Below are 12,895 nucleotides of genomic sequence, written 5' to 3'. Positions count from 1 at the left end.
AAAAACGGGATAACCCCCTCTCAAGGTTATCGGCCTCGATCGAATACCATCCTTGGTCCCTTATTCATCCTTCACGGTTCACTAATCACTGCCCCGTAGAATCCACGAGTGCACAACGATCTCTTCCGGCGCGATTAAGCAAGTGTGGCAGCACCGTCTGTCGCAGCTGAGGCGGCCGAAGGGTGCGAGTTTTGAAGACGTTGGTGGTTGGCGCGGCGTGCGTGATGATGGCCAGTGCGGCAGTGGCGCAGCAGTTGCCGAGCGCAGGCGGCCAGTTGCAGCAGATTCCACCGGGAACAGAGCCACCTAGGGCTGTACCCCGGGTGACGGTCGAGCGCCCCACGCCGCCGCCACCCGTCGCTGCGGCAGGGCCGGGCATCGCCGTCGCGTCACTCGGCATAACCGGCGCGACCTTGTCCAGCGAAAGCGAGCTGATTGCAGCATCGGGCTTTCGTGCCGGATCCGTGATGACGCTTGCCGACCTCCAACTCCTGGCATCGCGGATCGCCGATTTCTATAATGCCCGCGGCTATTTCGTCGCGCAGGCCTACCTGCCGCCACAGCCGGTCGACGGCGGCCGCGTCGTCATCGCGGTCGTCGAGGGCCATTATGGCAAGGTCACGCCGCATAATACGAGCCGCGCGTCCGACCGCACCGTCCGGGGCGTACTTGCGGGACTCGCGCCGGGTGACCTCGTCGCGAACAAGCCGCTCGAGCGGCGCCTGTTGCTGCTCGGCGACCTGCCAGGCGTCGGTGTCCATTCAACCCTCGCGCCCGGCACCGCGATCGGCAGCTCGGACCTTGGCATCGACGTCACGCCGACGCATCGCATTTCGGGCGACGTCGAGGGCGATAACGCGGGCAATCGCTACACCGGCTATTTTCGCGCGGGCGGGACGGTCAACCTCAATGAGCCGTTCGGCCTTGGCGACGTCATCAGCCTGCGCGGCCTCGTCTCCGACGGCGGGCTGACCTATGTCCGGGGTTCGTATCAGGCGACCGCCGGGGTCGCGACGATCGGCGTTGCGTATGCCCGGCTCGATTACCGCCTCCACCGCGAATTCGAAAGCCTGCGGGCGCACGGTTCGGCGGACATCGTAAGCGTGTATGGCAGCTACCCGCTGATCCGGTCGTACAACGCGAATCTCAACGCGCTCGGCGGCGTCGATTTCAAGTTCTTCCACGACCAGGCCGATGCCGTCGGCAGCACGAGCAGCAAGCAGTCGCAGGTCGGCACGATCGGCCTGAGCGGCGATAGCCGCGACTCATTCGGCGGCGGCGGCGCGTCGTTTTATTCGATTGGCGGCACGTACGGAAACCTCGACATTCGCACGCCGGTGGTTCTCGCCGCCGACGCGGCGACGACGCGGAGTAACGGTGGCTTCGGCCGCTTCAACGCCGCGATCGGACGCGTGCAGGCGCTATCGGGGCCGCTCTCACTGTACGTTGCGGTCCGCGGCCAGGTCGCGACGAAGAACCTCGACATCTCGGAGAAGATGGAGCTTGGCGGGGCCTATGCCGTGCGCGCCTATCCCGAAGGAGAGGCGTACGGCGACGACGGCTACGTCGCCACCGCAGAACTGCGCCTAACGCTCGCCGCGCTTGCCCGGCGAGTCCCCGGCGAGGTTCAGTTGTTCGGCTTTATCGACAATGGCGGCATCACCTTCAACCACGACCGTTTCGCTACTGGTCGCAACCACGCCAACCTGACCGGCGGGGGTGCCGGCGTCAGTTGGGCGCGTAACGGCGATTTTCTCGTCAAGGCGTCGTACGCGCACCGCATCGGCAGCGACATCGTCACCTCCGAGCCCGACCACGCCGGACGGTTCTGGGTCCAGCTCGTCAAGTCGTTCTGACCATGAGCAGCCACAGCCCCCTCCCCCAGTCGCAAAGGTTGCGTCCGATGTTTACCGTGTCCCGTCGCGTTCGCCCGGTTCGCGCCCGTCTACTCGCCGGCAGCATGATGGTCGCCGGTTTCGCGACCAGCGTGCACGCCTTGCCCACCGGAGGCGCTGTCGCGGCAGGTGCCGCAACGATTACCGCCGCGCCGACGCAGCTTACGGTCCACCAATCGACGCAGAACGCCGTGATCAACTGGCAGAGCTTCGGCATCGGTCGCGGCGAGGGCGTCAGCTTCGTCCAGCCGAACAGCAATTCGGTCGCGCTCAACCGCGTCCTCGGTCAGGACCCGACTGCAATCCTCGGCAGCCTCACCGCGAACGGCAAGGTCTTCATCGTCAATCCGAACGGGGTGCTGTTCAGCCAGAGCGCGCAGGTCAACGTCGCGGGGCTGGTCGCGTCGAGCCTCGGGATCACCGACGGCGACTTCATGGCGGGGCGTTACAGCTTCTCCGGGGGCGGCGGCAGCGTCGTCAATCGCGGGAGGATCGTCGCCGACGGCGGGACCGTCGTCCTGCTCGGCGCACAGGTCAGCAATACCGGTCTCATTGCAGCGCGCCTCGGCTCGGTCGCGCTTGTCGCCGGGACCGCCGCGACACTCGATATCGGTGCGAAGGGCTTGCTTACCGTGACGGTCGATCGCGGCGCGGTCGATGCGTTGGCGGATAACGGCGGCATGATCGTCGCCGACGGCGGCAACGTCTTAATGACCGCGCGTGGCGCGAGCGGCCTGCTCAAAACCGCCGTCAACAACAGCGGCGTTATACGGGCCAATTCGATCGGCACGCGGAACGGCACAATCATGCTCCTCGGCGACGCCGCGAATGGGATCGTTTCGGTTGGCGGAACGCTCGCTGCCTCGGGTACTGCCGCTTCAGACACTGGTGGCACGATCGTCGCGACCGGCAATGCTGTCAGCGTCACCGGCACCGTCGATGCATCGGGGAGCGCGGGTGGCGGCTTGATCGCGCTCGGCGGCGGCTATCGCGGGAGCGACCCTTCGATCGCCAACGCGGCATCGCTCAACATGGCAGCCGGGGCAAACGTCACCGCCGACGCCGTCACCACCGGCAACGGCGGCCGTGTTGTCCTGTGGTCGGCCGGCGCGACCGACGTCGCCGGGACCATTTCGGCCCGCGGCGGGCGCCTGTCCGGGAACGGCGGACTCGTCGAGACATCGGGCGCACACGTCACGATCGCCGGCAGCGCGCTTGTCCGCACCATTGCCGCACATGGCAGCACCGGCCTGTGGCTGCTCGACCCGGTCGACTATCTGATCGCGACCGCCGGCGGCGACGAGACACCCTCGCAGGTAACGCTGAGCCTCGCCAATTCGAACCGGCTGATCATCGCCGACCATAATATCACCGTCGCCGACGCGGTGACGTGGACGACGCCGCAGACGCTCGAACTGCGTGCGGGCAACGACGTCCTAATCAACGCCGCCGTCACCGCGAGCACCGCCGGTTCGAAGTTTATCATCACCGCCGGTCACAATGCCGAGCTCAACGCCGCGATCACCGCGAGCGCGCTCGGCTCGCAGATCAACATCAACGCGGGCCAGGATATCAACCAGAACGAGGCGATCACCGCGAGCGCGGGTGGATCGGTCCTGCTCGTCGCCGACTCCGACGGCAGCGGCGGGCTGACCGGCGGCACCGTTCACCTAAGCTCGCTGTTCCCGGTCACATCGACCTCGAAGACGATCTATTACTCGCCCGAAAACGGCTATGGCGCGCCGAACGCGTATACCGGCTTCACCGCGTTCATGTGGGTGTTCGTCGCCGCCAAGGACAAGATCTACGACGGCACCACCCCTGCGGTGCTGACCTTCCGCGGCGATCCGACCGTCGGCGGCGCAGTCGATGTCCGCCTCAGCGGCGGGACCGGCAATTTTGACAATGCCAATGTCGGCACGCTCAAGCCCGTCACATTCACCGGTGTCGGCCTCGCCGGAGCCGACCAGGCGCGCTACGCGCTGTTCGCCGCCGCGGGCGTGACCCCGGCGTCGATCACGCCCGCGCCGCTGATCGTCACCGCCAACAACGCGAGCAAGACCTACGGCGACACGCTGGGGTTCACCGGCTCGGAGTTCACCTCGACCGGCCTCGTCAACGGCGAGACGATCGGCACCGTCACCGAGGTCAGCCCCGGCACCGTCGCCACCGCGAGCGTGGCCGGCGGCCCGTACGCGATCACGCCGAGCAACGCGATCGGCGGCAGCTTCAGCGCGTCGAACTATACCACGACCTACGTCAACGGCGTGCTGACCGTCGCCGCCGCGCCGCTGACGATCACCGCAAATAACGCGAGCAAGACCTACGGCCAGACGGTCGCATTCAGCGGTTCCGAATTCACCAGCAGCGGCCTGCGCAACGGTGATGTCGTCGGCGTGGTGACGCTGGCCAGCCCGGGCGCCGCGCCGACCGCGAGCGTCGCCGGTAGCCCGTACGCGATCACCCCGAGCGGCGGGTCGGGGGGCAGCTTCGTGCCGACCAATTACGTCGTGACCTACGTCAACGGTACGCTGGCGATCTCCCCAGCCGCGCTCGTCATCACCGCGAACCCGACGAGCAAGGTCTATGGCGACGCGTTGACCTATACCGGGTCCGAATTCACCACGAGCGGCCTCCAGAACGGCGAGAGCGTCGGCAGCGCGACCCTGACCAGCCCAGGGACAGCGGCAACCGCCGGGGTCGCGGGCGGCCCGTATCCCGTCACGGTCGCGGGTGCAGTCGGCGGGAGCTACACCCCCGCGAATTATTCGACGAGCTATGTCGGCAGTTCGCTGACCGTGACCCCGGCGAGCCTCGTCGTCACGGCAAACAGCACGAGCAAGGTCGCCGGAACCATGCTGACCTTTGCCGGAACCGAGTTCAGTAGCACCGGATTGAAGAACGGCGATACGATTGCCCATGTCGACGTGTCGAGCCCCGGGGCGACGAGCACCGCCACCGCGAGCGGCACGCCGTATGAGATCGTCGCCGGCAACGCCACCGGCGGCACCTATGTCCCGACCAACTATACGACGAGCTACACCAGCGGCGCGCTGACTGTAACCGCGGCTGCAAGCACCACGCCGACACCAACGCCAACGCCGACGCCAACACCCGGCACCGGTGGCGGGACCGGCACTGGTGGCGGGACAGGTACAGGCGGCGGGACGGGTACCGGGGGCGGGACCGGCACTGGCGGCGGGACAGGTAATGGCGGCGGCGCGGGACAAGGCGCTCAATTCGCCGGTGGCGGAGTGCTTACCGATACGGCGACATTCGAGGCGCTGGCGGCAGGAAGCGGCATCGTGCCGCTCGCAGTGGCAAGCGGCACGCTGCCGGCTGGCGTCGAGCTTGCCGTGCTTGGCGGCGGCGTCAGAGTTCCCGTCGTCCAGTATGCCACGATCACACCGCAGCCCGTACTACCCTATCCGACGCCGGTGACGCCTGCCGCCGCCCCGGTTGTGCCCGCCGTTCCTGCGGCCGTTCCGGTCATGCGGCCGCGCAAGCAGGACCGGAACTAGGCGGCGTGAACGCGTCCCACCCCGTCCGGGCGCTGCGCCGCATCGCTCATTCACTGCTGCTCGCCGCCGCCGCCGCCGCCATCGGCGCTGGTGCCGCCGCCGCACCGTTAACCGGCACGTCGGATGCGGTCCGTTCGGTAGCGGGGTGGATCGCCGCCTCGGGCGACGCGCACGACCGGCCTTTTGCGATCGTCGACAAGCGCAATGCCTCACTGTTCGTCTTCGACAGCAGTGGTGTGCTTATCGGCAGTTCGCCGGTGTTGCTCGGTCTGGCACGCGGCGATGACAGCTCGCCAGGCATCGGCACGCGCCCGCTCTCGGCGATCCGGCCCGCAGAACGCACGACGCCGGCCGGGCGCTTCGAGGCCGCGCCGGACATCAACGCCGCCGGCCACGCCATCGTCTGGATCGATTACGCCGCGGCGATCTCGATGCATGCCGTCGTCCCAGGTTCGCCGACCGATCACCGGCTCCAGCGGCTCGCCACCCCTTCGCCTGACGACAACCGCATATCCTATGGCTGCATTAACATCCCGGCGGCGTTCTTCACCGACGTCGTCCAGCCCGATTTCGCGAAAGGTGGGATCGTCTATATCCTGCCCGAGGTTAGGCCTTTACGCGACGTCTTTCGAATGGGCGCAGGTCGCGCCAGCGGCCAGCCGTGAGAATCCCGTTCTCACATCCGCCGGTCCAGGCGCCGCATAGGTAATTGCCTCTCCAAGGCTAACCACTTGCGGCAAGCTATCAGTCGCTGGACGGCATGTGGCGTTCTGACGCTGGGCGTTGGTCTCGGGAGTCCTTGCTGGGTCCTCCCGATCGGTTATGACGCTCGCCCTCAGCTTAATCCATGAGAAGCCCCAGTGCCCCAGCGGCCCATGGAGCCGGATGAACCAATTGGGGAATCGCAAGTGGCGTACCAGTACCGTTTCCGTGCCGCGGCTTCGACTGCGGCGCTCGCCGTTGGGTTGATCGCCATGCCCGCTGCCGCTCAGTCGGCGGCTAATCCAGCCCCTGTTCAACCACCCGTCGCCGTCGACGCTGTACCGGCTGCAACGGCAACTGGGGTCGGCCAGTCAGGGGTCGGCAATGCCGGCGTCTCGCAGACCGCTCCCGCTCAGACGGGGGGTGGCAACGTCGACGAAATCGTCGTCACGGCGCAGAAGCGCAGCAACAGCCTGCAGAATGTGCCGATCGTCGTCACCGCGATCAATCGCCAGCTGCTTCAGGACACCGGCGTCAAGGACATCAAGGATCTCGCGATCCTGACGCCAGGCCTGCTCGTCACCTCGACGTCCAACGAAGGCTCGACGACCGCGCGCATCCGCGGCGTCGGCACCGTCGGCGATAACCCCGGCCTCGAATCGTCGGTCGGTATCGTCATCGACGGCGTCTACCGCTCGCGCAACGGCGTCGGCTTCGGCGACCTCGGCGATGTCGACCGCATCGAGGTCCTCAAGGGCCCGCAGGGAACATTGTTCGGCAAGTCGGCGACCGCCGGCGTCATCAACATCCTGACTGCTCCGCCCGAGTTTACCTTCGGTGCCAGCGCGGATCTGACCGGCGGCAACTATGGTGCCATCGGCGGCGCGGCGCAGGTTACTGGACCGATCGTGACCGACAAGCTTGCGGCCAGCCTGTATTTCGCCGACCGCCAGCGCGACGGCTATTTCAACGTCAACACCGGCCCCGGTCCGCGCACCGCGACCGAGGATACTAACCGCAACTTCTACACCGTTCGCGGCCAGTTGTTGTTCACGCCGAGCGACGACTTCAAGCTGCGGATCATCGCCGACCATTCGCACCGCAACGAGACATGCTGTATCGCCGTCATCACCCGCGCGAGCCAGGCCCCGGGCGCGAACCTCGCCAACAACCTCGTCGCGGCACTCGGTGGCAACGACGGCAATCCGGCGACACCGTACAACCGCAACGCCTACGCCAATCGCCCCGACGGCCAGCGGATCAACGACAGTGGCATCTCGGCGCAATTCGACTGGAATGTCGGACCGGGCACCCTGACGTCGATCAGCGCCTACCGCGACTGGAAGAACACTGCCGGTTTCGACGCCGATTTCTCGACTGCCGACATCGACTACCTGCCCAGCGACGACAGCAATTCGTCGCAGTTCCGCACCTTCAGCCAAGAGGTCCGCTACGCCGGGACCGCGGGCAAGCTCGACTATCTCGTCGGAGCCTTCTTCGCCGATGAAAAGCTGCGCCAGAACACGAGCGTCCTCGTCGGCAGCCAGTTCACGCCGTACCTCAGCCTGTTGTTCTCGTCGCTGGTCGAGGGCAAGCCCGACGCGACCTTCCTCCAGACCGGCCTGACGTTTCCGTTCGTTCGCGGCGTCAACTTCGCCGCCGGCTCGGGCTCGGTCGACCGTTACCGCCAGCGCGACGACACTTATGCGCTGTTCAGCGACGACACGCTGCACATCACCGATCAGCTCAGCCTGAACGTCGGCGTGCGCTACACGCTCGACGACAAGAAGCTCAACGCGGTCAGCAACAACATCGGGAACGGTGCAGGCTGCGGCGCGGCTAACGCGGCGTTCGGCATTCTCAACGGGGTCAACCCGGCGGCGGCGGCACAACTCGCGGCGGTCAACGGCACGCTTTGCCTGCCGTTCCTCAGCCCCGGCTACAATAACTTCATTAATAACCAGACGCGCGAGGAGAACGTCCCGTCGGGGACGGCCAAGCTCGCCTATAGGCTCAATCGCGAGCTGCTGCTGTATGCGTCCTACGCCCGCGGCTATAAGGCGGGCGGCTTCAACCTCGATCGCGTCGAGTGCACCGTCGGTACCGCCGGTTGCGCCCCGGGCAGCGTAGCGGTGGTCACGCCGATCCTCAACACTGGCTTCGCCAAGGAAACCAACGACTCGTACGAGATCGGCGAAAAGGCGACGCTGTTCGACCGCAAGGTGCTGTTGAACGCCACCGCCTTTTACCAGAAGTATCAGGGCTTCCAGCTCAACACCTTCACTGGGTTGGTGTTTGTCGTGACCTCGGTGCCGCAGGTGATCAGCAAGGGCGTCGACGCCGACTTCGTTTGGCTGGCGTCGAAGGCGTTCAGCGTTCAGGGCGGCGTGACCTACGCCGACACGCGCTACGACCTGAATGATGGGCAGCTTGCTACGCTTCAGGCGCAGACCGGCTACCTCGGCGGCGAGCACTCGCGCGTTTCGCTCGCGCCACTGTGGTCGGCGTCGCTGTCGGGGACTTACTCGGTCGAAGTCGGCAACAACTACGTCGCCCGCCTCAACCTCGGCGCGAAATACTCGTCGGGCTACAACACCGGGTCGGACCTCGACCCCGGCAAGTACCAGTCGGGCTATGTCGTCGCCAACGGCCGCGTCGCGTTTGGACCCAAGGACGGCCGGTTCAGTGCCGAAATCTGGGCCGAAAACCTGCTCAATACGAACTACCAGCAGGTCGCGTTCAACTCGGGTTTCCAGAACGTCCCGACGAACGCAACTGGCGTGCTCGATGCGTTCCTGGGGGCGCCGCGCACGTTCGGTGGGACGCTGCGCGTTAAATACTAACGCTTTGTCGACGGTTCTGAAGGGCTAACTCGCTTAATTTGTGCGTGTGAGCCCTTCAGGCGTCGAGCCAATATAGTCGATCGGGATTTGCAACCAGCAGCTTCTGCTGGAGCTGCGCACTGACCGCTATCCGCGGCACGACATCTACCAAAGCGCCGTCGTCGGGGATGTTGTTTTCCATGTTCGGATGCGGCCAGTCGGTTCCCCACAACACGCGATCGGGGAAGCGTTCGACGACCGGGCGGACGACCGCGACGAAGTCGTCGTACGGCGCGCCGGTGACCGATAGCCGGTCGGCCCCCGACACCTTCGCCCACACATGCGGCTGGGCGTCGAGCAAAGCGACGAAGGCGCTGATGTCGGCACCCCCCGGTCCCTGCCCGATGTCGGGGCGGCCGAGGTGGTCGACGACGACGACGGTCGGGATCGCGGCGAGGAACGGCGTAAGTTCGGTCAGCAGGTCGGCCTCGAAATAGACGACGACGTGCCAGCCGAGCGGGGCGATCCGCTGCGCCAGCGCGAGGAAGGCGTCCTTCGGCGCATGGTCGACGAGGCGCTTGAGGAAGTTGAAGCGGACCCCGCGGATGCCCCCGGCATGGAGACGGGCGAGTTCGGCGTCCGAGATCGCCGGATCGACCACCGCGACGCCGCGCGCCGTGCCGTTCGACCGGGCGATGCCGTCGAGCGTCGCTGCGTTATCGGTGCCGTGGCAGCTCGCCTGGACGATGACGTTGCGCGCGAAGCCGAGGCTATCGCGCAACGCGAACAGCATCTCGGGGGTCGCATCCTGCGGCAGGTACTTCGCCTTCGGGCTGAACGGGAAAAGCGCCTCGGGGCCGAAGACATGGACATGCGCATCGACCGCGCCCGGCGGCGGGGTCCAAGCGGGCCGCGACGGCGTATCGGTCCACGACTTGATTCGCGCCGACTCGATTAGCCCAGTCATCCGAACACCGTCCCGTCCATCAATTTGCGTGCGGTGCGGAGGACGCCCGCGCTGACCACCGCGCCGGCGGCATCGGTTTCGAGGACGCAGCTCGTCTCGCCGCTCGGGTGCTCGACCGACAGCGTCTTGCTCAACCCCTCGGGCACGACCGCGACCGCGGCGGCGGGGGTTCCGGGGATCAGGCACGCGGTGGCGACGCTGACCGCGCCGAGGACGCCGATCGAGGCGTGCGCGCGCTTGGGGATGAAGCTTCGGACGGTGACCGCGCCGCCGTTCACCGGCGCGGCGACGAGCATCATCTTCGGCACCGATTTGTCGGCAACGTCGCCCAGGCTCATCATCGGCCCCGCGATCAGCCGGACCTTCTCGATTTGCGCCTTGACCGCATCGTTGGCGTCGAGCTCCTCGCGGCTCTCATAGCCGGTCGCGCCGACATCGGCGGCGGCGATGACGATGCACGGCATGCCGTTGTCGATCAGCGTGCACGCGACGCCGTCGATCGTGTCGACCGCATTGCCCGTCGGCAGCAGCGCGCCGCAGCTCGATCCGGCGGTATCGGTGAAGACCAGCGGGATCGACGCCGCGGTCCCGGGGACGCCGTCGATCCGGGCGTCGCCGGCATAGGTCACGACACCGCCGGGCGTCGCGACCGTCGCCACCGCGACCTGCCCGGTGTTGACCATGAAGATCGCGACCCGCGTCGTTTCTCCCGCCGCCGCGACGAGCCCGCGCTCGATCGCGAACGGCCCGACCCCGGCAAGGATGTTGCCGCAATTCTGTGCGTCGGTGACGATCGCCTTATCGACGAAGACCTGGAGGAACAGATAGTCGACGTCGACGCCCGGGCGCTCCGATCGCGAAACCACCGCGACCTTGCTCGTTAGCGGATCGGCGCCGCCCATGCCGTCGATCTGGCGCGGGTCGGGCGAGCCCATGAAGCGAAGCAGGAAAGCGTCGCGCGTGGCGCTATCGGCGGGGAGGTCGTGGCTGAGGAAATAGCCGCCCTTCGACGTTCCGCCGCGCAGCCACATGCAGCGGACGCCGCCGGGGACCACATCAGACATAAGTCAGCCCCAGTGCCGCGAGCTTGCCGCGCATATCGTACATGTCGAGCCCGAGTTCGCCGCCTGCGAGCCGGTTGCGCTTGTCGCCCTCGTTCGCCTCCCGTTTCTGCGCGGCGGCGAGGACCGTCGCCGCCTGTTCGCGCGGGACGACGCACACCCCGTCGTCGTCGGCGATGATGACGTCGCCGGGCATGATCGCCGCCCCGGCGCAGACGATCGGCACGTTGACCGAACCGAGCGAGGTCTTGATCGTCCCCTGCGCGAAGACCGCTTTCGACCACACCGGAAAACCCATTTCGGTGAGGTCGCGGACGTCGCGGACCCCGGCGTCGATGATCAGCCCGCGACACCCGCGCGCCATCGCCGAGGTCGCCAGCAGGTCGCCAAAATAGCCGTCCTCGCACGGGCTGGTCGGCGACAGGACGATGATGTCGCCGGGCTGGACGAGCTCGATCGCAACGTGGAGCATCCAGTTGTCGCCCGGCGGCGCGCTGATCGTCACCGCCGACCCGGCGATGCGCGCACCCGCGTAGATCGGGCGCAGGCGGCTGGCGAGGAGGCCGGTGCGGCCCTGCGATTCGTGGACGGTGGCGACCCCGCACGCGCCGAGCGCGTCGATGACGGCGGGGTCGGCGCGCTCGATCTGGCGTTTGACGAGTCCGGTCATCTGTCGCTCCATAAGACGGCCTTCCCCGTGCCGCCGCCACAGCCGCCGCCGCCAGTCACAGTTGCGGCTTTCGCATAAGTTCATGCTAATCGACAGGCATGGAGCCCGACCGCCTTAACCTTCGCCACCTCGACGTCTTCGCCGCGATCGTCCGGCTCGGCAGCGTCAGCGCGGCGGCGGCGGCGGCGAACCTGACCCAGCCGGCGGTGACGCAGGGCCTGGCCCGGCTCGAGCACCAGCTCGGCGTCGCGCTGTTCAACCGCCACCCCGGCGGGATGACCGCGACGGCGGCGGCGCGGGGGTTTGCGCCGCGGGTCGAGGCGGCGCTGGTCCATGTCGCGAGCCGCCGGGTGACGATGGCGCAGCTGACCGCGTTCGTCGCGGTGGCGCGCGGCGGCAGCTATGTCAGCGCGAGCGCGGCGACGGGCCTCGCGCAGCCGTCGCTCCACCGCGCGGTCCGCGACCTGTCGCTCGCGCTCGGGCGGTCGCTGGTCGACCGGCGCGGGCGCGGGCTGGTGCTGACGGCGGGGGGCTCGAGGATCGCGCGCGGGTTCCGTCTCGCGCTCGCCGAACTCGCCGCCGGGATCGCCGAACTCGAGGGGTTGCAGGGGCTCGCCCGGGGGCGGATCGCGATCGGGGCGATGCCGCTGCCGCGCGCGCGGGTGCTCCCGGCGATCGTCGCGGCGTATCATCGCGCCTTCCCGCACGTCGAGATCGTCATCGCCGAGGGGTCGCACGCCGAGCTGATCGAGCCGTTGCGCGACGGTGAACTCGACCTGCTGATCGGCGCGCTGCGCGATCCGGTGCCGGGGCCCGACCTCGTCCAGACGCCGCTGTTCCGCGACCATCCGGTGATCATCGGCCGCGCCGGGCACCCGCTCGCCGACGCCCCGCACACGACCGCGCAACTGGCTAGCTTCGAGTGGATCGTCCCCGCGCGCGGCACCCCGCTGCGCGCGATGTGGGAGGCGATGTTTACCCGCGCCGGCGTCGCCGTCCCCCGCGTGTCGATCGAATGCGGCTCGGTCATCCTCATCCGCGGGCTGCTCCTCGACAGCGACTGCCTGACGATGCTGTCGCCCGACCAGGTCGCGGTCGAACTCGCCGCCGGGCTGCTGGCGACGGTCGGCGGGTCGCCGGCGGGGACGCTGCGGACGATCGGGCTGACCGCGCGGACGGGGTGGATCCCGACCCCCGACCAGCGCGCGTTCATCGACCAGGCGATCGCGACGGCGGCACAGACTTCGTAGGAAGTTA

At 67.6% G+C, this 12,895-nt stretch carries 8 protein-coding genes; 5 read left to right on the top strand and 3 right to left on the bottom strand.

Annotated features, from left to right (window positions below):
- The first annotated feature begins 191 nt into the window (after positions 1-191).
- From KZX46_RS07400 to KZX46_RS07385, 4 genes are all read left to right on the top strand, one after another.
- Positions 192-1,856 carry a ShlB/FhaC/HecB family hemolysin secretion/activation protein gene (locus tag KZX46_RS07400; RefSeq protein ID WP_226896157.1) on the top strand — a complete coding sequence of 555 codons (1,665 nt, stop codon included), beginning with the start codon at positions 192-194 and terminating at the stop codon, positions 1,854-1,856.
- A 47-nt stretch (positions 1,857-1,903) separates the two neighbouring features.
- Positions 1,904-5,416, top strand: coding sequence for an MBG domain-containing protein (locus KZX46_RS07395; RefSeq protein WP_219776062.1), 3,513 nt, complete (start codon positions 1,904-1,906; stop codon positions 5,414-5,416).
- 5 nt (positions 5,417-5,421) lie between these two features.
- Positions 5,422-6,081, top strand: coding sequence for a L,D-transpeptidase (locus KZX46_RS07390; RefSeq protein WP_226896156.1), 660 nt, complete (start codon positions 5,422-5,424; stop codon positions 6,079-6,081).
- Positions 6,082-6,324: 243 nt separating this feature from the next.
- A complete protein-coding gene (locus KZX46_RS07385) occupies positions 6,325-8,961 on the top strand; it encodes a TonB-dependent receptor (RefSeq protein WP_219776061.1) in 2,637 nt (878 codons plus the stop codon).
- A gap of 55 nt (positions 8,962-9,016) precedes the next feature.
- Here KZX46_RS07385 and KZX46_RS07380 read toward each other — a convergent pair whose 3' ends face one another.
- The 3 genes from KZX46_RS07380 to ligK are packed head-to-tail and all read right to left on the bottom strand — an operon-like array spanning position 9,017 to position 11,638.
- Positions 9,017-9,907 (bottom strand): amidohydrolase, encoded by an 891-nt coding sequence (locus KZX46_RS07380; RefSeq protein ID WP_219776060.1) that lies wholly within the window; start codon positions 9,905-9,907, stop codon positions 9,017-9,019.
- Positions 9,904-10,971 (bottom strand): 4-oxalomesaconate tautomerase, encoded by a 1,068-nt coding sequence (locus KZX46_RS07375; protein ID WP_226896155.1) that lies wholly within the window; start codon positions 10,969-10,971, stop codon positions 9,904-9,906. The genes KZX46_RS07380 and KZX46_RS07375 overlap by 4 nt, the downstream gene beginning before the upstream one ends.
- The gene (gene ligK, locus KZX46_RS07370; RefSeq protein ID WP_219776059.1) at positions 10,964-11,638 is read right to left on the bottom strand and encodes a 4-carboxy-4-hydroxy-2-oxoadipate aldolase/oxaloacetate decarboxylase; all 675 of its coding nucleotides are present in this window, start codon (positions 11,636-11,638) and stop codon (positions 10,964-10,966) included. Before ligK ends, KZX46_RS07375 begins: the two co-directional genes overlap by 8 nt.
- Positions 11,639-11,736: 98 nt before the next feature.
- On the opposite strand from ligK, the gene KZX46_RS07365 reads away from it, so the two are divergent.
- Positions 11,737-12,888 (top strand): LysR family transcriptional regulator, encoded by a 1,152-nt coding sequence (locus tag KZX46_RS07365; protein ID WP_219776058.1) that lies wholly within the window; start codon positions 11,737-11,739, stop codon positions 12,886-12,888.
- Positions 12,889-12,895: the final 7 nt, after the last annotated feature.

Source organism: Polymorphobacter sp. PAMC 29334 (genome assembly GCF_019431245.1).
GTDB classification, from domain to species: domain Bacteria; phylum Pseudomonadota; class Alphaproteobacteria; order Sphingomonadales; family Sphingomonadaceae; genus Polymorphobacter_B; species Polymorphobacter_B megasporae.
This window is presented reverse-complemented; position numbering and strand designations above follow the sequence as displayed.